This is a genomic window from Ruminococcus gauvreauii, assembly GCF_025151995.1.
Taxonomy (GTDB): Bacteria; Bacillota; Clostridia; order Lachnospirales; family Lachnospiraceae; genus Ruminococcus_G; species Ruminococcus_G gauvreauii.
The window spans coordinates 1,007,978-1,026,948 of the sequence record NZ_CP102290.1; the positions used below are offsets into that span (position 1 = coordinate 1,007,978).

Here is an 18,971-nt window from a genome sequence, read left to right on the forward strand (position 1 = left end):
CTCCAGTGCCATCGGGACTACCATGGCCAGCACCAGCATAATTGCGATAACGGCAGCAATAATTCGTTTCGTTTTAGGATTTCTCATGATCTGTTACCTCTTTATTCTTCCATGATTTAATATGATTTTATCAATCATTCTGGACGCCTCACTTTTGGTAAGACTTTCAATTGTTACATTCGTCTCTATTCTATGATATCTGAGCAAATCATTCAAGTAAACTTTTTGTGAAAATGTGATTGGCCCCTGTTTTTTTACCGTATATATCAGTCTCTGAGGCTTGAAAATCTCAGGACGGCTTTCCATAAAATCCCGTTCCAGACATTGATACAGCTGCCAGGTACTCTTCGTATCATCAAGCGCCCGGTGCGCATCGCCCTGATCTATATGGTAATACCTGCAGAGTGCTGCAAGACTGCGGCTGGCCAGGTCGGGCAGCGCCATTCTCGCGATTTTCAGCGTATCCACCGCTTCCTTTTCAAACTTCAGTCCCAGATTTACAGCTTTGTGCTTGACAAAGCTGTAATCAAACATGATGTTATGCCCGAGAAGAGGAAGTTCTCCGCAGAAGTCCAGAAAACCTTTAAGCGCAGCCTCTGACTCTTCGCCCTCTTCCGCCATCGCCTGCGTAATACCCGTCAGCTCCTGTATCCGATAAGGGATCTGCATCTGCGGGTTAACGAGCACATGATAGGAATCGGCCGTGCATCCGTCTACAATTTTAAGCGCCCCGATCTCCAGGATACGGTCGGTTTTAGGACGCAGCCCTGTTGTCTCGAGATCCAGTACAACACACGTTTTCATTTTTTCATTTCACCATACTCTCTGCAGTATTTTGTCAAAAAACAGTCCTCACATTTCGGACTGCGGGCAAAACAGATCTGCCGTCCAAACGTAATGATCTGGATATTATACAGTATCCAGTGATCTTTTGGAAGCACCCGCATCAAATCATACTCTATCTTCTCCGGGTCATCTTCACCGGTCAGTCCAAGCCTGCGTGAAATCCTCTTTACGTGGGTATCGACGACGATGCTGGGCTCGTGAAAAATGTTCCCGCGGATCACATTTGCCGTTTTTCTCCCCACACCGGGAAGTGATACCAGCGCTTCCATACTTTCCGGTACCTTTCCGCCGTATTCCTCCACAATTTTTTTGGCACAGCCGATCAGATTCTTTGCCTTATTGTGATAAAACCCTGTCGACTTGATGTCCTGTTCCAGTTCATGAAGCTCTGCACCTGCAAACGCCTCCATATCGGGATATTTCACAAATAAATCTTTTGTCACAATATTGACTCTTGCATCCGTACACTGCGCACTCAGCATAGTCGCGATCAGCAGCTGTTCCGGACTCTCGTGATCCAGATAACACTTGTATTCTCTTGTGTATGTCTCATCCAGAAGATTTAGTATCTCTTTTGTCCTCTTTGTCATCGGTATCTTCACTCCTTATGAGGTGCCAGCTGGCATCGTTCGTCAGAGGATTACGCCGCTCATAGTCGAACAGTACAACCCCACAGTCAAACGCTTCCATATGTGTCATTCTCCGAATCTGCCGGTGATCAAACCCATGGTAATGAGAAAGAAGGCTGTCATACAGACTGTCATAGATACGCTTCACCTCCGTCTGGCTGACAGTCGGTTCCGGCGACCATGCCGGACGGCTTTTCGCATTTTCCCTGAGATAATAATCAAAAGTAAGCAGATCCTTACATTCTGGGAGCGCACCCGGACAGACTTCCTGAATAAACTCCAGCAGTATCTCATAGCGCCGGGCCCGGGAATGAGAAATCCCCAGGCAGCCGTGCTCTTCATAGTATCGTCCCAGTGCTTCAAAACAGTCGATCGGCGTACCCAGCTGCGCTGCCAGAAAGTCCATGGTATATGCAAACTGGCCGCTGTTATAATACACCTCAACCATTTCTTCCACCCGTTTTAACTCTAACAGTTCCTCATACGAAATCCAATCGGTAAATAATACCTCATACGGCTCATGTTCTCTCCAGACACACCCGTACATGCCGGCCTGCTCCCACATATATGAACCCTTCAGAACTTTCAGGAAGCCAAGCTGCAGCTGTTCCGGGCGCAGACTGAACACATCATTAAATGATTTCCGGAAGCTGTCATATCCCTCATATGGAAGCCCCGCGATCAGGTCCAGGTGCTGATGGATATTGTGAAACCCCTGAACAGTTTTTACAGCGGCACACACTTTATCGAAATCCATCGTTCTTTTGATTTCCCTCAGTGTATCCGGATTTGTCGACTGTATTCCGATCTCCAGCTGCACCAGCCCGGGACGCATCCGCGATAGAATGTCGAAATCCTCCTCGTCAAGAAGATCCGCCGCAATCTCAAAATGAAAGTTCGTCACGCCATTGTCATGTTCCAGCAGATACCGCCAGATCGCCCTCGCATGGTCCTTTCTGCAGTTGAAAGTCCGATCCACAAACTTTACCTGCTTCACACGGTTTTCAAGAAAATATGCCAGTTCCTTTCTCACCAGATCCAGGGGACGGAACCGCAGTCTTCTATCTATGGAAGAAAGACAATAACTGCAGGAGAAGGGGCAGCCTCTGCTCGTCTCATAATAGATGATTCTGTGGGTAAATTCCGTCAGTTCCTCGTATGGAAATGGAATGTCCCCCATATCCACCGGATTTCGCCCGGGATTCTCTGTGATATCTCCTTTTGAGTTCCGGTAGGTGATCCCGGCAATCTCATCCAGCGCCGCTGTCCGATCTGCGTAATGGCGCACCAGCTGCAAAAAGGTCTCTTCTCCTTCGCCGCGCATCACGCCCGCAGCATATGGCATCCGTTCCAGTTCCCGGGCAGCATCATACGATACCTCCGGTCCCCCCAGCCAGATCTTCATACCAGGCAATACTTTGTGCAGCTCCGAAGCCAGCTCTCTGACAATCGAAATATTCCAGATATAGCATGAGAAACACAGTACGTCCGGTCGCTGCCGGTAGATGCTCTGCATGATATCTTCCGTCTTCTGGTTGATCGTGTATTCCTGCATCGTCACATATTTCCGATATTTTCTCGTATAACGGTAAAGACTGTATACCGCCAGATTCGAGTGAATGTATTTGGCATTAACAGCAGCCAGCAAAATCTTCATACGTCTTCTCTTTCCTTCATAGTAAGCGGACACCACCAATCATAGAAGTCGATTGGCTCCGCCCGGCGGACTCCCGCAATCGCCGCCAAATGTCCATGAATTCGCTCATGCGAGCATGGCTCATTCATGGCCGCCCGGCGGGACTTTCATAGTAAATGGAAAAACGCCCTCAAAATAAGAGCGTTTTCTTCCGTAATTGTTTTATGCATTCAGCGGATATCTCGCTGTCAGTTCCTCAACAATGGCTTTAGCTTTACTGCTGTTGTCAGCGCTTTCTACCATTAAAGCAATCGCCTCCGCAATTTTATCCATATCATCCGCATTCATACCGCGTGCTGTTACAGCGGCAGTCCCCAGGCGGACACCGCTTGTCACATTCGCAGACTGCGGATCATTCGGAATTGTATTCTTATTGCAGGTGATGTTTGCCTCATCCAGCAGATGCTCCATCTCTTTGCCTGTTACATTCGTATTTGTGAGGTCTACGAGCATCAGATGGTTATCCGTCCCCCCGGATACGATCTTAATTCCACGGTTCATGAGACCCGCACAGAGTGCTTTCGCATTCTTTACGATATTTGCCTGATACTCTTTATATTCCGGCTGCAGCGCCTCCTTGAAACAGACAGCTTTTGCAGCGATCACATGCATCAGCGGACCGCCCTGAATTCCAGGGAACACGGCTTTGTTCAGATGCAGCTCGTCTGCAACAGCATTGCTGCACATGATCATACCGCCACGGGGTCCGCGCAGCGTCTTATGCGTCGTCGTCGTCGTAACATGAGCGTACGGAATCGGACTCGGATGCTGTCCGGTTGCCACAAGACCGGCAATATGCGCAATATCTGCCATCAGGTATGCACCGACTTCATCCGCAATCTCACGGAACTTTTTAAAATCGATCGTTCTCGCATATGCACTCGCTCCGCATACGATCATTTTGGGGCTGCATTCCAGTGCAATTCTGCGGACTTCATCATAATCGATGAATCCCTCACTATTAACACCGTACGGTACGATATGAAAATATGCACCCGACATATTTGCCTTGCTTCCATGAGAAAGATGTCCGCCATGTGCAAGGTTCATTCCCATAACTGTATCCCCCGGCTTCAGTGCCGCAAAGAATACCGCCATATTGGCCTGTGCCCCCGAGTGTGGCTGAACATTCACGTACTCGCATCCAAACAGCTGTTTTGCACGGTCAATTGCGAGTTCCTCTACAACATCAACGCATTCACATCCTCCATAATAACGTTTTCCCGGATATCCTTCTGCGTATTTGTTGGTCAGCGGTGATCCCATCGCAGCCATAACAGCTTTGCTCACCCAGTTCTCCGATGCGATCAGTTCAATGTGTGAATTCTGTCTCGCAATTTCATCCTCAATTGCTTTTGCTATCTCCGGATCTACGTTTTCTATTTCATGAATTGAATACATGACTTTCCTCCTTGGCTGTTGTTCTATTCATAATTTATCCATCGGGAACGAACTTCCCGGACTACACTGTTTTATCATTATACGAGAATCCCGTCCACTTTGCAATCGTTATTTCGCACAATTCCCCTTTTCCCGCACATTTTCTTTTTATACTTTACGGTTCTCAAAAAATCTGCTTTAATAGAATTAAATGAAAAATCAAAAAGGGAGGAATCATTCATGTTAAACTTTGAATACTACACCCCTACCCGTGTCGTTTTCGGCAAGAATACCGAAGCACAGGTCGGTAAACTTATTAAAGACCAGAACTGCAAGAAAGTCCTCGTTCATTACGGCGGACAGAGTGCCGTCAAATCAGGTCTTCTGGACCGCATATACACTTCATTAAATGAAGCCTCCATAGACTATGTCTCTCTCGGTGGAGTTGTTCCGAACCCCCGGATCTCAAAAGCCCGTGAAGGCATTGAGCTATGCCGTAAGGAGGGAGTGGATTTTATTCTCGCTGTCGGCGGCGGAAGTGTAATCGACTCTGCGAAAGCAATCGGCTACGGGGCTGCCTGCGGCGGGGATGTCTGGGACTTCTTCATAAAAAAACGCGTGGCGGACCACTGCCTGCCGATCGGCTGTGTCCTCACCATCGCTGCCGCCGGAAGTGAGATGAGTGACTCGGCAGTACTGACCAACGAGGATGGCTGGCTAAAACGCAGCTACAAGAGCAATCTATGCCGCTGCCGATTCGCAGTGCTGAACCCGGAACTCACCTACACGCTTCCTGCTTATCAGACTGCCAGCGGCTGCGTGGATATCCTGATGCATACGATGGAGCGTTATTTTAACAACCAGACCATGGAACTGACAGACCAGCTGTGTGAAGCGCTCATGAAAACGGTGATGATGAATGCCAGGATCCTGATTCAGGAACCGGAAAACTATAATGCCCGTGCAGAAATCATGTGGGCAGGAAGCCTATCCCACAACGGCCTGATGGGCTGCGGTACCGACGGCGGGGACTGGGCATCTCATCAGCTCGAGCACGAACTCGGCGGCATGTTCGACGTCGCTCACGGAGCCGGACTCGCCGCTGTCTGGGGCAGCTGGGCACGCTATGTCCTTCCGCATAACACCGAACGGTTCGCCCAGTTCGCAGCCAATGTATTTTCCATTCCATGCGACAGCGACCTGGAATCCGCCGCTCTCAGGGGAATCGAAGCCATGGAAAACTTCTACCGCTTCGTGAATATGCCAACCTCAATCTCAGAGATGGGAATCTCGCTGACAGATGAACAGATCGATACACTCGCCTATAAGTGCAGCTTTGAAAATCAGCGTACCATCGGCGTAATCAAACCGCTTAATATGGAAGATATCCGTAAGGTATATGAGATGGCAAGATAAAACTTATTATTAAACAAAGACTGCGTTCTCTGATTTTTTCAAAGAACGCAGTCTGTTTTTTAGTAATGCCCGGAACCGGAATCGAACCAGTGACACGAGGATTTTCAGTCCTCTGCTCTACCAACTGAGCTATCCGGGCATGAACAAATCCCCAAAAATCCGTTAAGATTTCCGGGGAAATAAAGAGCGCGAGACGGGACTCGAACCCGCGGCCTCGACCTTGGCAAGGTCGCGCTCCACCAACTGAGCCACTCGCGCCTAAGCGGGTGATGGGAATCGAACCCACGTATCTAGCTTGGAAGGCTAGTGTTCTACCATTGAACTACACCCGCGCGACAAAATGTATTCTAATATAATTTGCTGCAAATGTCAATAGGTTTTACAAATTATTTTTATTTTTTCTTTTTTTGATGTTTTACAACATATAACTACACTAAAACCCGCCTACCTGCCCCCGGCATAGTAAGCGGGCTTTCCCTTCAATGACTGGTCATTCAAATAATATAATCCAGCACCTTTTCATTTTGCCACTCCATCAGATCCGCCAATGTATACTTATCGACCACGCTCTTAATAGCGGCATCCAGTTCATTCCATATCCGAAGCGTCACGCACTCACCCTGCCGGGGACATTGGTTCGGATGATCTTCGAGGCAGGCAACCGGGCAAAGGCTTCCTTCCGTCAGCCTTAAAATTGCTCCGACTGAGTATTCCCCGGGCTGCCTGATAAGCTGATAGCCGCCCTGAGCGCCGCGTAAACTTTTAACGTATCCGGCACGGACCAGAATAGAAATAATCTGTTCCAGATACTTGGTAGAGATCTCCTGTCTCTGAGCTACATCCTTGATACGAACCGGGCCCTCTTCCTGATGAAGGGCAAGATCCAGCATCAGCCGCAGTGCATACCGTCCTTTTGTGGAAATTTTCATAGTTCCCTCCCAAGCAGCCGGGTCATTCTTTTGCCGCCTCAAAAGCCACTTCCAGGTCCTCAATGATATCGTCGATATTTTCGAGTCCGATGGAAAGCCTGATCGTGTTCGGAAGAATTCCCTGCTCTTTCTGTTCCTCTTCATTCAGCTGCGCATGAGTTGTTGTGGCAGGATGAATCACCAGTGATTTGGCATCCGCTACATTTGCCAGAAGAGAAAACAGCTCCAGATTGTCAATAAAAGTTTTTGCCTCCTGTTTTCCGCCTTTGATTTCAAATGTAAAAATCGAGCCTCCGCCGTTCGGAAAATATCTGCTGTAAAGGTTCTGCTGGTTAGCATCAGCTGATACTGACGGGTGATGTACCGCCTCCACCTGCGGATGATTTTTCAGAAAATCAACCACCTTCAGCGCGTTTTCCACATGGCGTTCAACGCGAAGTGACAGCGTTTCCAGTCCCTGCAAGAACAGAAATGCGTGAAACGGTGACAGCGTAGCCCCGGTATCCCTCAGCAGAATCGCACGGATTCTTGTCACGAACGCCGCCGGCCCTGCCGCTCCTGTAAAGCTGACACCGTGATAGCTTTTGTTTGGCTCTGAAAGTAACGGGAATTTACCGGAAGCTTCCCAGTCAAATTTCCCGCTGTCTACGATGACACCGCCGATCGTCGTACCGTGGCCTCCGATAAATTTGGTCGCCGAATGAACAACAATATCTGCCCCATACTCGATCGGACGAATTAAATAAGGTGTTCCGAAGGTATTGTCAATAACCAGCGGTATTTTGTGACTGTGTGCAATCTCTGCAATCGCTTCAATATCCACAACTTCAGAATTAGGATTTCCAAGAGTCTCAATAAACAACGCCTTTGTATTTTCCTGTATTGCTTTTTCAAAAGCGCCTTCTTCTAATGGATTCACAAAAGTCGTCGTCACACCAAATTCAGAAAACGTATGCGCCAGGAAATTATAAGTACCGCCGTAAATATTTTTAGCCGCAACGATATGATCTCCACTCTGAGCGAGATTCTGGAACGTATATGCGATCGCCGCTGCTCCCGATGCGACTGCAAGCGCTGCTGCACCGCCCTCCAGCGCCGCTACTCTGCGTTCAAATACATCTTCCGTGGGGTTTGTGAGACGTCCATAGATGTTTCCTGCATCAGAAAGATTAAATCTTGCCTCTGCATGATCGCAGTCATGAAATACGAACGATGAAGTCTGATAAATCGGAACGGCCCTGGCATCGGTTGCCGGGTCCGGCTGTTCCTGTCCTACGTGCAGCTGTAAAGTCTCAAATTTCAGTTTTCTGTCTGTTCTTTTGGTCTTCATAATCTTTCTCCTATTCTGTAAATAATGGGGTTGAGTAGTAGCGGTCTCCGCTGTCCGGCAGGAGCACAACAATCGTCTTGTCTTCAAATTCCTGGCATCGTGCCATCTCCAGTGCCGCATGCAGTGCAGCTCCGGAAGAGATACCAACCAGAATCCCTTCAGCCCTGGCCAGTTTTCTGGCAGCGATAAATGCTTCTTCATTTTCCACACACATAATACGGTCATAAACCTCTGTATTCAGCACCTCAGGGATAAATCCCGCACCAATACCCTGCAGTTTGTGAGGTCCTGCCTTCCCACCTGAGAGCACCGGGGACGCACTCGGCTCAACAGCCACGATTTTAATATCGCCTTTTTTTTCTTTTAAGTATCCGCCAATTCCGGTAACAGTCCCGCCTGTTCCCACGCCGGCCACAAATGCATCGATGATACCTTCTGTATCTTCCCATATCTCAGGTCCCGTCGTCTCCATATGAGCTCTTGGATTCGCCCGGTTCTCAAACTGCCCCGGAATGAAGCTTTCCGGGATGGCTGCTGCCAGCTCTTCCGCCTTCTCGATAGCGCCTGTCATCCCTCTTGCACCGTCTGTAAGCACAATCTCTGCACCGTATGCCTTCAGGATATTTCTCCGCTCCACGCTCATCGTCTCGGGCATGGTCAAAATCGTTCGGTAACCTTTCACTGCTGCTATAGCCGCCAGACCGATGCCCGTATTTCCGGAGGTAGGTTCAATGATGACAAATCCCTCTTTCAGCAGCCCCCTCTCTTCGGCATCCTCAATCATTGACTTTGCAACCCTGTCTTTCACACTTCCAGCCGGATTCAGGTATTCCAGCTTTACCAGCACGCGTGCCTTCAGTCCCTCCTGCACGGCAAGATTTTCGATTTCCATCAACGGCGTCTTTCCGATTAAATCCAAAGCATTCTTATAAACTTTTCCCATTATAAACTCCTCCTCTTTTCATTTCATACTATGTTGATATGAATTATATGGATAATAACTCTTTTTCCATGTTTTGTCAAGTAAAATCCTTACATTTTCTTGTTAATTTTTCTATTATCCTATATACTTACTATAAAACACTCGTACAAAGTACAGGAGGGCCTATATGCAGGATTTCTTATTACAACAGGGTGATTATCTGCTTCGCATTTTTATCGCTACGCTATGCGGCCTCAGCATCGGCCTGGAACGGGAAAGCAATTTAAAACTGGCCGGAGTACGTACGTACTCCATCGTTGCCATGACGTCTTCCATCATGATGATCGTGTCCAAATATGGATTCTTTGACGTACTTATCCATAACAGTATCTCTCTCGATCCATCACGAATCGCGGCAGGAGTTGTGACAGCCATTGGTTTTCTGGGAGCAGGTGTGATTTTTACGCGTAAAATGAATGTCAGCGGACTGGTGACCGCCGCCGGTATCTGGGCAACCGTAGGGATCGGAAGCGCTATCGGTGCCGGTATGTATCTGATCGGCATCGTCAGTACAGCTTTTTTCCTGATCCTCCAGCTGTGCTATCGGAAAATTCCTATAATCGGACAAACACCAATCGTTGAACGAATCGTACTGATTATCGAGGAAGATGAGGACCTTCCTTCCCTCCTTCACCGGATTTTCACTCAGAAAAAAATCAAAATTTCCAGTGTAAATGCTGCACGTGTCGGAAATGCCCGGCTAAACATCGAACTGTATGTCAAATTTCCCACTTCCTATAAAATTGAGGATATTGTGGCATTACTAAAAGATAACCCGGAAATTATTTCCATCGACGTTTAAATTACCGTATTGACTTATAAATTCCATTCAGTATAATTATCCTTAGTGCGCTGTAAAATAAGGCTTTTGATAACGGACCTAAAACAACCGCAGCGCCAGGGAGGAATTTATGAAAGAATTACAAACACGTGAAAACAAAATGGGAACCATGCCGGTCAACCGGCTTCTCCTTTCTATGTCGCTGCCAATGATCATTTCGATGATCGTACAGGCCCTTTACAATGTCGTTGACAGTATCTTCGTCTCATTTATCAGTGAAAATGCCCTGACCGCGGTCTCAATGGCATTTCCGATACAAAATCTGATGATTTCCGTCGGTGCAGGTCTCGGCGTCGGAATTAACGCCCTGCTGTCAAGAAGCCTCGGTGAAAAAAATCAGGAAAAGGCAAATCAGACTGCCGTCCAGGGAATCTTTCTGGTTGCCATAAGTTTTCTGCTGTTCCTGATGTTCGGTGTCTTCGGTTCCTCTGCTTTCATGCACTCGCAGACGAATATCTCCGAAATATTAGAAAGCGGAACCATCTACCTGACAATCTGCAGCTCTCTGTCCTTTGCAATTTTTGGTCAAATGACTTTTGAAAGACTTCTGCAGTCGACCGGACGTACCATGTATACAATGATCACACAGGGAACCGGTGCAGTGATTAACATTATCCTGGATCCCATCTTAATTTTCGGTTATCTGGGCTTTCCGAAGCTGGGGGTCGCAGGAGCTGCAATTGCCACTGTTTTTGGACAGTTTGTTGCGTTTTTGCTCGCAGTATTTTTTAATCTGAGAAAAAACACTGATATTCAGATATCTTTCCGCGGCTTTCGTCCGCATGCGCGTATCCTGAAAGAAATTCTGGCAGTTGGCATTCCTTCCATTATCATGCAGGCTATCAGTTCTGTAATGACCTTCGGAATGAATAAAATACTATTCCGTTTTTCTCCTACAGCGGTTGCAGTGTTTGGTGCCTATTTCAAACTGCAGAGCTTTGTATTTATGCCGGTCTTTGGACTGAACAATGGCATGGTGCCAATTATTGCGTATAACTATGGCGCCGGTAAACGTGATCGTCTGATAAAAACAATAAAACTGAGCATCGCGTATGCTGTTGGTATCATGCTGGCAGGTCTTATTACCATCCAGCTCATTCCGGGTTCCCTGCTTGGCATGTTCAACGCTTCACCGCAGATGCTGGAAATTGGAATACCTGCACTCCGCATCATCAGCTTAAGCTTCGTCTTTGCCGGATACTGTATTATCACTTCCTCCGTTTTTCAGGCACTTGGAAACGGCATATACAGCATGATTGTCTCTATCGTCCGACAGATTGTGATACTGCTTCCGGTAGCTTACTTATTTTCCAAAACAGGAGTACTGTCTGCGGTGTGGCTCGCGTTTCCGATCGCAGAACTGGCTTCCTTAACACTGTGTACCATGTTTCTTCTTCGCATTAACAAAAATGTAATTCATAAGATCAATTAAAATGAGGGGTATCCCAAAAGTCATGAACGGCCTTTGGAATACCCCTGTTACATGTTATCGTAATACAGTGATTTATTCTGATACATCAGATAATCAGCTCTTTTCAGCTGCTCTTTGGCATCCACTTGTTCAGAACGGTAGCAGCTGCCGATCGAAACACTGACATCTTTCTCCTCACCTATCTTCTGCCGGAGCTTAGCGAGCATCGCATCGAACTCTTCTTTTTCCACATCGGGCAGAATCACTACAAATTCATCCCCGCCAATGCGATATGCATTTTCTTCAAAAACACTTTTTAAAATTCGTCCCACACACATCAGCAGCTGGTCACCATAATAATGGCCCTTTTCATCATTTGCACGTTTTAAACCATTAATATCCAAAAATACCGTGCCAAGTCTCCCGGGAGGTTTACGTTCGATTTCCAAAAGTGTCTGGTCATATTTACTGCGGTTATTAAGTCTCGTCAATGCATCCCGGCTGCCGGCAGTTTCCAGCTTTTGCATCAGCCTTTTCTTGTCCAATGCCTCCGCTATTAGATATGACATGTGTTTTATAAAAAAGTTCTCTGACAACACCCGTGGCTTCTCAATCCCCAGAAGGCCGATCACCTTGCTGTCTGCCTCCAGGAGACAGCCAATAAATTTCACGGAGCCATTCTTGTCACGGCAAAAGACAAATCCGTCCTGCGCGCACTCCAGTATATCATCCAGTCCAACTTTCAGTGGGCATGTGATATCTCCTGTCAAATCATTATTCCAAACCCACAAAAGTTTCAGATTTGTCTTATTCTCGTCAGTCTCGTATATATACGCACGCTTGCTGGCACAGTATTCCGCCAGAAGCCGCAGTATCTCCGGCATCACGATCTCAGCTTTCGCACCGCTGCTCATATTCTTCAGGCATTCTGTCCATACGCCATACAGTTTCATCCGTTCTTTATCATTCATAATTTTACCGATTCCCCAGATTTAGAATTAATACTGCCGTTTATCCCTATACTGATTATATTCGTTATTACGAAGATATTCAAGTATTTATATATCTTCTATGCTGTTTTTAGAAAGGTCAGGTGGGATGCCCATGATTGATTACTCCCCTTTCTGGGAAACTTTGAAAAATTCCAACGAAAACTGGTATACCCTAACAAACAAGCATCATCTCTCGCACAGTACACTTCACCGCCTGAAACACAACAAAGATATTTCTATGAAGACTGTCAATGACCTGTGCCGGATTCTGCATTGTAATATCAGCGACATCGCACGTTACGTTCCATCAGAAGATGATCAATTACTCTGATTATTTCAAATGTCCAAAAAAGTCTGATTTTTCCTTTCCGGAAGATCAGACTTTCTTCATCAACTCTTTATAAATCCTTTAACTTCTGGTCACAATCTGCACACACTTATCCTGTATACTGAACTTATCTTAAAAGAGGGCAGCGGTTATTCCGCGATGAATAGTTGCTCGTCCTCGCCTAACAACAATTTCATTTATCATAGATAGTTTTTTTCATACGGCCGGTGCAGTTGTACCGGCCCTCCTTCTGTTGTTTTATATTCTTCTTGTATCTCATTGTTTTTCATTTTCACATCATATATAATATTTTCTGCAGACAATTACCATATAAGAATTCCGTTGCAGGATACATAGAAGGAGGCTGAACTTTGAATCATTTAATTATATCATTTACCGTGGTATTTCCACTGTTTCTCTATATGCTGACCGGGTTTATCATCCGAAGGCTTGGAATCCTTGATACAAAAACTTTCGGTTCCCTGAACAGCATGATCTTCAAAGTTTTTATTCCTGTCATGCTTTTCATCAATATCTATGAATCCGATTTCACGTCCTCACTCGATATTCCGCTTCTCCTCTACGCGCTGCTGGCCGTAATTGCATTTTATCTGCTGCTGTGTACCATTGTGCCTAAGTTTGTCAGGACCAGGCCAGACGCGTCTGTCATGATACAGGGGATTTACCGGAGCAATCTTGTTCTCTTCGGAATTACCGTTGGTACCAATATCTATCCAAACCGCGATATCGGGGTCATCGCTGCGCTTTCTGCATTCGTTGTCCCTCTTTATAATATTCTGTCCGTGATACTGTTTGAATCTTTTCGCGGACAAAAAGCCAGCTTTCGGCGCGCGCTGAAAGGAATTGTAACAAATCCCCTCGTCATCGGCGGAGTACTGGGAATCCTGTTCTCACTCTCCGGTGTAAAGATACCATCCGTTTTTGAAAATACACTGGTTCAAATGGGGGAAATGGCATCTCCATTTGCGCTGATCTGCCTGGGCGGGATGCTATCATTCAGAAGTATGAGGCATCACAGGAAAAAGTTAGGTGTTGTCATTGCGGGGCGTCTGTTTATCGTACCGGTCATAGGGCTCGCAGTCGGGATTCTCCTTGGATATCGTGATGTCGAACTCGTAGGCCTGCTTGCCGTATTCGCCTCTCCCACTGCAGTCGCGTCCGGCCCCATGGCGCAGGCTATGGGCGGCAATGGACAACTCGCCGGCGAAATCATAGCAACAACATCAGCCGGATGTATTGTCAGTATCTTTCTGCTGATTCTTTTTCTCAGAGGCTTTGGTTATGTCGGCTGATATTTTCTTTACAGCTGTTCCGGAAGTATAATCCTGACCTCATAATTGCCAGAAGATTTTCTTATAAACTCCATCAGACCGTTATGCGCCGCAATGATTTGTCTTACTACCCTGAGTCCCATCACATGCGGATGCTTCTCAGGATCTGTCTTCTGTGAATTCAGTGTTTTGATGACAGCTGCCGGTATGCCGGCGCCGGAATCCCCAAACAGCACTTCCAGCCCCTGCGAACACAGTCTCATTTGAATATGAATACTGCATCCCCCGGCGTTATGCCGGATGCTGTTTCCGATCAGATTTTGAAATCCGCGGTTGAGCAGCGCCGTATCACCATTGAGCATGACAGATTCGACTTCACGTTTTACATCCAGTTCAATAGAATAGTCATCTGGCAATCCATCATTGTAATAAGAGGTGACCAATTCTCTCAGTAGCTGTGACGGTGAGTATCTTTGAAGCCGAAGCGGCTGTGCATCATACTCCAGCTTCGAGGTCAGATTCAGATCATCAATCAGCTTTTTAATCATAAGGCTCTGACGCTGGATGGAGACCGCCTTCTTCTTTTGCTCTTCTCCCATGGAATGATCTCTTACCAGCGTATCCGCATATCCCATTATCAGAGAAAGCGGTGTGCGGATATCGTGTGAAACTCCCGAGATCCAGTTGGTACGTGCATGATCCCGTTTCGCGAGCTGTTGATTCTGTTCCTCCAAAATACGCGAGGTTTGATTCAGTTTTTTGGCGAGCCCATCAGCGATCCCCCTCTCTGCCAATGAAATACTCTCATTCCTTGAGAGGCTCTCGATACCGTCAGTAATCGGCTTAAGAGCCCGGAAAAACCGGTATCCGAACAGGAGCGCGAGGATCAGAATCAACGCCAGATTGATCACTATGATACATACAACATTGTATGGTACGGATTCTAAAATACGAAGAGAGTATGTGCCGTTAATCCGCATGATACTGTCTTTATCGCAGCCGTAGACCATGATTCCATCCCCGTATTTCCAGGTTCTCACCGGATAATCCTTAAGATACCATTTACTCAGCACAGAAACATCTGCCAATGTATAATACTCTGGTATTTCATCCGGGAGACGCCAGCTCCATACTGCGCGTCCGTCTTTGGCAATCAGCATTGCCCATACAAGCGACGCGCTTTCAAGAATTTCATAACCCTTATCTGACATTTCATATGTCCCATTGATATACTTCAGCTCCTGACTGACGGCATCCATCTGATTTCTCGTCAGCCCTGCCATTTTGTCTTCTTTTGACACCTGGCTGCCCAGAAAAATCAACACGCTGCTGTTCATCACCAGCACCACAACAGCAATCAGAGCAGCTGTAAATATATATTTTCGGATAATCTTGGCCAAACTGCTCACACTCTTGTCTCCCTTCTACTTTGCCAGACGATACCCCAGCCCCCGGGCAGTTAACAGCCATCTCGGGTGTGACGGATCTTCCTCGATTTTCTCCCGCAGATGCCGGATATGCACCATCAGTGTATTCTCATATCCATAGTAATGGTCTCCCCAGGCAGTCTGACACAGTGCATCAAATGTGACGATATTGCCTCTGTTATCATTCAGCTTATTCAACAGCAGCAGTTCCTTGGCTGTCAGACTGATCGTCTCTGTCCCGAAACATACCGTGGCATTTTCAAAATTCACCTCACGTTCCCCCAGCATCAGTGTTTTCGGTTCCGCATGCATTTCATTCTGATAAAAATATGTCCTTTTCAAAATTGCTCCAATCCTGAGCAGCAGCTCGCGCGGTAAAAACGGCTTCGTGATATAATCATCAGCTCCAAGCCCCAGGCCGAACAGCCGGTCATTATCCTCGTCTCTGGCAGATAAAAATAAAATCGGCATATTTCTCTTTTCCCGGAATTCCCGAAACAGCGTAAATCCATCCCCGTCAGGCAGCATGATATCCAAAATTGCCATATCGGGCTGTACACGTTCGAACATCTGCCGCGCCTGTGCACAGGACACAGCAGAGGATATATTCCGGTAGCCTCCCTTTTCCAGAATCTCTTCTATCATCTTTAACAATTCCCTGTTGTCATCTACCAGCAGTATCCTGCAGTCATACAAATCCATAACATCCTCCATATCAATAATTAGCCGGACACGCCAGCCTGATATTTAAAATTATAAGATATATTTCAGATTCCCGCATTATCTTTCCGAAATATTTAAGGAAAAAGTAAGGCACAGTTCAGGCTGAAATAAGGCGGTTGCTGTAAGCTGTAATAAATCATAAGCAGTGCCGCTGTGCGGGCACTTGCGGAGGAGGTTTATATGAATACAGTAATAACAACGGATTCCCTCACAAAACGATATGGTAACAAAGAAGTTGTAAAGGAGTTGGATCTCAAGGTTCCGGAAGGCAGTATTTATGGCTTTCTCGGGCCTAACGGCGCTGGTAAGTCCACTACCTTAAAGATGGTGCTGGGGCTCGTTAAACCTACACAGGGCCATATTACCATATTTGACAAACCAGTCACGAAGCAAAACCGACTGGAGATTTTAAAAAACACCGGTTCTCTGATCGAGTCACCAGCCTATTATGGTCACTTGTCCGGGCGTGAAAACCTGAAAATTATCTGTACCCTGAAGAACATACCGGAGGCAAATATCGATGAGGTATTACAGGTAGTAAGAATGGAAAAGCAGCAGCACAAAAAGGTCCGCCAATACTCACTCGGAATGAAACAGCGCCTTGCCCTTGCTGCTGCCCTGCTTGGCCGCCCCAAACTTCTGCTTCTTGACGAGCCAACGAACGGTCTCGACCCGGCCGGCATCCATGAAATGCGGGAGCTGATCATCTCTCTGCCCGCACGCTACGGAATGACCATACTCGTATCCAGCCACCTTCTTGGCGAAATCGATCAGCTTGCCACTCATGTTGGAATTATTGATAAGGGGGAGCTGATATTCCAGGACAGCCTCATTACCCTGCATGAACACAGTCAGTCCCGCATGTATCTGCAGACCACAGATGACAACACATCCTTACAATGTCTGAAAAATGCAGGATTTCCGGCAGCCCTGAAGGAAGACCGGCTCTGCCTGTTCCGCACGGATGACCGCAGTATTGCCCAGGCCGTTCGCTGTGTTGTCACAGAGGGAATCGGAGTCCTTCGTCTGGAAGAACATCAGATGAGTCTTGAAGACATATTCTTAAGTCTGACTGGAAGGAGGGTAAGTCTATGATTTCCAACAGCACATTTTTTATTCAGCAGGTGGCGGCTGAACAAAGAAAAGCCAGGCGCCGCCATCTACTGTTGTTCCCTGCCGGTATTCTGATGATCCTGTTCCTGTGGGGACTGTGGAGTAACAAAACTGCTGCCCCCTCAGATCTTGCCCAGGGCTACACCTCACTGCTCTATCAGCTTCCGATGATGAACGCAATTTTTATGCCCGTCATGGTGGCTGTGATTGCCAGCCGTCTGTGTGATATGGAAATCAAAGGCGGCACATTAAAATTGCTGTTTACGCTCCAGCGCCGTTCATCCTTCTATAATTGTAAATTACTGTACGGTATGAAATATCTTTTGATCTTTACACTGGGTGAAGTCGTGCTGATTCTGGCATGCGGACAGATTTTTCACTTTACAGAGCCATTGCGTCCAGACCTGATCATATTGAATTTCATCTCGACATTTGTTGTCGGTATCGTGGTCCTTATTGTACAGCAAACCCTATCACTGATGTCCGACAATCAACTTATGCCTCTGATCGTCGGACTCGGGGGTTCGTTTCTTGGACTGTTTTCCATGTATTTTCCGCGAGCGGTATCCCGTTTTGTACTCTGGGGTTACTTTGGAATGTTTACACCGCTCGGAATGGACTGGGATCCCAGGGCACGTGTCATTACCTATTTCGATATCCCATTTCCAACCACTGACTTTGTGATATTTTTAATTGCTGGAGTTATCATTTACCTGGCAGGCATCACACTTTTTTTGAGAAAGGAGGTATAAAATGCTCATTCATTGTATAAAAGCAGAGAATCTGAAACTGAAGCACTCCTGCATCTGGCTGGCATGTCTCATCATTCCATGCATTCCGGCTGTCATGGGTGTCTTTAATTATCTGCAAAACCTGGAGCTGCTGAAAAGCGGCTGGTATTCATTATGGTCACAGCTATCGTTATTCTACGCCAGCTTTTTCTATGCTCCGTTAATCGGGCTGTACTGTTCTTATATCTGGCGGCTGGAACATTTAAATAACAACTGGAATGTTCTCATGACCACTCCCGTTACTGTTCCCTGCGTATTTTTGGCAAAACTTGCAGTCATTTTGAAAATCACGCTGATTACCCAGCTATGGCTGTGTATATTGTTCTTTATATGCGGCAAATTCTGCGGACTCCCCGGCTTGATACCCCCGGAAATCATTCTCTGGCTTCTGCGCGGAACACTTGCCGGAATCGCGATCGGAGCCCTTCAGCTCCTGCTTTCCATGCTGATTCGAAGTTTCTCACTTCCAATTGGAATCGCCCTGGTTGGCAGTTTTCTGGGTCTGCTCATTAACAATATGGGAAAAGGAATTTACTGGCCATACTCACTGATGTTGATCGGCATGAATTCTAATAAAAACATTGATATGCTGGCCGGGGGAATCTGGATCTTTATTCTGAGCATTCTGACATATTCTCTGCTGTCTGTCGGAACCGGTATACAGATCCTGAAAAGATGTGATATTAAAACCTGAATAACTTGATGCCAGGGGCAAAAGGTAAAATATGAGGAAGCAGCAATTTACACAGTAAATCAGCGAATTTTGAATGTTTGCAGGGTGCTGAGTGCCAGTGGCACTCAGCACCGACCTAGGCGGAGCGGAGATGTGGGAGCACATCGTGCGA

The 18,971-nt window shown here is 46.8% G+C and carries 18 protein-coding genes and 3 tRNA genes; 8 read left to right on the plus strand and 13 right to left on the minus strand.

The window, feature by feature from the left end:
• Positions 1-93 precede the first annotated feature (93 nt).
• The 4 genes from NQ502_RS04865 to glyA all read right to left on the minus strand — a co-directional run bounded on the left by NQ502_RS04865 (position 94) and on the right by glyA (position 4,572).
• On the minus strand, positions 94-804 hold the full coding sequence (locus tag NQ502_RS04865) for a 3'-5' exonuclease (RefSeq protein ID WP_028529819.1): 711 nt from the start codon (positions 802-804) through the stop codon (positions 94-96).
• Entirely contained in the window at positions 801-1,436 is a 636-nt protein-coding gene (nth, locus tag NQ502_RS04870) for an endonuclease III (RefSeq protein WP_028529820.1), read from the minus strand. The genes NQ502_RS04865 and nth overlap by 4 nt, the downstream gene beginning before the upstream one ends.
• Entirely contained in the window at positions 1,396-3,132 is a 1,737-nt protein-coding gene (locus tag NQ502_RS04875; protein ID WP_044983531.1) for a B12-binding domain-containing radical SAM protein, read from the minus strand. The genes nth and NQ502_RS04875 overlap by 41 nt, the downstream gene beginning before the upstream one ends.
• 201 nt (positions 3,133-3,333) lie before the next feature.
• Positions 3,334-4,572: a serine hydroxymethyltransferase gene (gene glyA / locus NQ502_RS04880; RefSeq protein WP_028529821.1), complete on the minus strand. Its 1,239-nt coding sequence runs from the start codon at positions 4,570-4,572 to the stop codon at positions 3,334-3,336.
• Positions 4,573-4,791: 219 nt separating this feature from the next.
• Here glyA and NQ502_RS04885 point away from each other — a divergent pair, with 219 nt between their 5' ends.
• A complete protein-coding gene (locus NQ502_RS04885) occupies positions 4,792-5,967 on the plus strand; it encodes an iron-containing alcohol dehydrogenase (protein WP_028529822.1) in 1,176 nt (391 codons plus the stop codon).
• A gap of 66 nt (positions 5,968-6,033) precedes the next feature.
• Here the strand turns inward: NQ502_RS04885 and NQ502_RS04890 are convergent.
• The 6 genes from NQ502_RS04890 to cysK form a co-directional block, all read right to left on the minus strand.
• Positions 6,034-6,106 (minus strand) — tRNA-Phe (locus tag NQ502_RS04890).
• Positions 6,107-6,152: 46 nt separating this feature from the next.
• Positions 6,153-6,225: transfer RNA gene (locus tag NQ502_RS04895), tRNA-Gly, on the minus strand.
• A gap of 3 nt (positions 6,226-6,228) precedes the next feature.
• Positions 6,229-6,299 (minus strand) — tRNA-Gly (locus NQ502_RS04900).
• A 162-nt stretch (positions 6,300-6,461) separates the two neighbouring features.
• A complete protein-coding gene (locus tag NQ502_RS04905; protein ID WP_028529823.1) occupies positions 6,462-6,896 on the minus strand; it encodes an RrF2 family transcriptional regulator in 435 nt (144 codons plus the stop codon).
• A 22-nt stretch (positions 6,897-6,918) separates the two neighbouring features.
• Entirely contained in the window at positions 6,919-8,226 is a 1,308-nt protein-coding gene (locus NQ502_RS04910) for an O-acetylhomoserine aminocarboxypropyltransferase/cysteine synthase family protein (protein WP_028529824.1), read from the minus strand.
• 10 nt (positions 8,227-8,236) lie between these two features.
• Positions 8,237-9,169 (minus strand): cysteine synthase A, encoded by a 933-nt coding sequence (gene cysK / locus NQ502_RS04915; protein WP_028529825.1) that lies wholly within the window; start codon positions 9,167-9,169, stop codon positions 8,237-8,239.
• Between the two features lie 166 nt (positions 9,170-9,335).
• On the opposite strand from cysK, the gene NQ502_RS04920 reads away from it, so the two are divergent.
• Complete coding sequence (locus tag NQ502_RS04920; RefSeq protein ID WP_028529826.1) at positions 9,336-10,010, plus strand: MgtC/SapB family protein; 675 nt, start codon at positions 9,336-9,338, stop codon at positions 10,008-10,010.
• 109 nt (positions 10,011-10,119) lie between these two features.
• Positions 10,120-11,481, plus strand: a complete 1,362-nt coding sequence (locus NQ502_RS04925; RefSeq protein ID WP_028529827.1) for an MATE family efflux transporter — start codon at positions 10,120-10,122, stop codon at positions 11,479-11,481.
• Between the two features lie 47 nt (positions 11,482-11,528).
• On the opposite strand, the gene NQ502_RS04930 is transcribed toward NQ502_RS04925, so the two are convergent.
• Entirely contained in the window at positions 11,529-12,431 is a 903-nt protein-coding gene (locus NQ502_RS04930) for a sensor domain-containing diguanylate cyclase (RefSeq protein WP_049898389.1), read from the minus strand.
• Positions 12,432-12,564: 133 nt separating this feature from the next.
• Here NQ502_RS04930 and NQ502_RS04935 point away from each other — a divergent pair, with 133 nt between their 5' ends.
• Positions 12,565-12,783, plus strand: a complete 219-nt coding sequence (locus NQ502_RS04935) for a helix-turn-helix domain-containing protein (protein WP_083963476.1) — start codon at positions 12,565-12,567, stop codon at positions 12,781-12,783.
• 368 nt (positions 12,784-13,151) lie between these two features.
• Positions 13,152-14,093: an AEC family transporter gene (locus NQ502_RS04940; protein ID WP_049898391.1), complete on the plus strand. Its 942-nt coding sequence runs from the start codon at positions 13,152-13,154 to the stop codon at positions 14,091-14,093.
• Between the two features lie 8 nt (positions 14,094-14,101).
• Here the strand turns inward: NQ502_RS04940 and NQ502_RS04945 are convergent, their stop codons facing one another.
• Both NQ502_RS04945 and NQ502_RS04950 read right to left on the minus strand, forming a co-directional pair.
• The gene (locus NQ502_RS04945; protein WP_049898394.1) at positions 14,102-15,481 is read right to left on the minus strand and encodes a sensor histidine kinase; all 1,380 of its coding nucleotides are present in this window, start codon (positions 15,479-15,481) and stop codon (positions 14,102-14,104) included.
• A 15-nt stretch (positions 15,482-15,496) separates the two neighbouring features.
• Positions 15,497-16,201 (minus strand): response regulator transcription factor, encoded by a 705-nt coding sequence (locus tag NQ502_RS04950; RefSeq protein WP_028529828.1) that lies wholly within the window; start codon positions 16,199-16,201, stop codon positions 15,497-15,499.
• A gap of 201 nt (positions 16,202-16,402) precedes the next feature.
• Here NQ502_RS04950 and NQ502_RS04955 point away from each other — a divergent pair, with 201 nt between their 5' ends.
• Genes NQ502_RS04955 through NQ502_RS04965 form a run of 3 tightly spaced genes read left to right on the plus strand, consistent with a single transcriptional unit; the run spans position 16,403 to position 18,820 of the window.
• Positions 16,403-17,317 carry an ATP-binding cassette domain-containing protein gene (locus tag NQ502_RS04955; RefSeq protein WP_028529829.1) on the plus strand — a complete coding sequence of 305 codons (915 nt, stop codon included), beginning with the start codon at positions 16,403-16,405 and terminating at the stop codon, positions 17,315-17,317.
• On the plus strand, positions 17,314-18,087 hold the full coding sequence (locus NQ502_RS04960) for an ABC transporter permease (RefSeq protein WP_044983533.1): 774 nt from the start codon (positions 17,314-17,316) through the stop codon (positions 18,085-18,087). The genes NQ502_RS04955 and NQ502_RS04960 overlap by 4 nt, the downstream gene beginning before the upstream one ends.
• Position 18,088: 1 nt before the next feature.
• Positions 18,089-18,820, plus strand: coding sequence for an ABC transporter permease (locus tag NQ502_RS04965; RefSeq protein WP_028529831.1), 732 nt, complete (start codon positions 18,089-18,091; stop codon positions 18,818-18,820).
• Positions 18,821-18,971 lie beyond the last annotated feature (151 nt).

Excerpts from the sequence above, each read along its gene's own strand:
- NQ502_RS04905 (WP_028529823.1), bottom strand. The coding sequence starts at position 6,896 with ATGAAAATTTCCACAAAAGGACGGTATGCACTGCGGCTGATGCTGGAT.
- NQ502_RS04910 (WP_028529824.1), bottom strand. The coding sequence starts at position 8,226 with ATGAAGACCAAAAGAACAGACAGAAAACTGAAATTTGAGACTTTACAG.
- NQ502_RS04930 (WP_049898389.1), bottom strand. The coding sequence starts at position 12,431 with ATGAATGATAAAGAACGGATGAAACTGTATGGCGTATGGACAGAATGC.
- glyA (WP_028529821.1), bottom strand. The coding sequence starts at position 4,572 with ATGTATTCAATTCATGAAATAGAAAACGTAGATCCGGAGATAGCAAAA.
- NQ502_RS04935 (WP_083963476.1), top strand. The coding sequence starts at position 12,565 with ATGATTGATTACTCCCCTTTCTGGGAAACTTTGAAAAATTCCAACGAA.
- NQ502_RS04920 (WP_028529826.1), top strand. The coding sequence starts at position 9,336 with ATGCAGGATTTCTTATTACAACAGGGTGATTATCTGCTTCGCATTTTT.
- cysK (WP_028529825.1), bottom strand. The coding sequence starts at position 9,169 with ATGGGAAAAGTTTATAAGAATGCTTTGGATTTAATCGGAAAGACGCCG.
- NQ502_RS04950 (WP_028529828.1), bottom strand. The coding sequence starts at position 16,201 with ATGGATTTGTATGACTGCAGGATACTGCTGGTAGATGACAACAGGGAA.
- NQ502_RS04965 (WP_028529831.1), top strand. The coding sequence starts at position 18,089 with ATGCTCATTCATTGTATAAAAGCAGAGAATCTGAAACTGAAGCACTCC.
- NQ502_RS04885 (WP_028529822.1), top strand. The coding sequence starts at position 4,792 with ATGTTAAACTTTGAATACTACACCCCTACCCGTGTCGTTTTCGGCAAG.
- NQ502_RS04960 (WP_044983533.1), top strand. The coding sequence starts at position 17,314 with ATGATTTCCAACAGCACATTTTTTATTCAGCAGGTGGCGGCTGAACAA.
- NQ502_RS04955 (WP_028529829.1), top strand. The coding sequence starts at position 16,403 with ATGAATACAGTAATAACAACGGATTCCCTCACAAAACGATATGGTAAC.
- NQ502_RS04875 (WP_044983531.1), bottom strand. The coding sequence starts at position 3,132 with ATGAAGATTTTGCTGGCTGCTGTTAATGCCAAATACATTCACTCGAAT.
- nth (WP_028529820.1), bottom strand. The coding sequence starts at position 1,436 with ATGACAAAGAGGACAAAAGAGATACTAAATCTTCTGGATGAGACATAC.
- NQ502_RS04925 (WP_028529827.1), top strand. The coding sequence starts at position 10,120 with ATGAAAGAATTACAAACACGTGAAAACAAAATGGGAACCATGCCGGTC.
- NQ502_RS04865 (WP_028529819.1), bottom strand. The coding sequence starts at position 804 with ATGAAAACGTGTGTTGTACTGGATCTCGAGACAACAGGGCTGCGTCCT.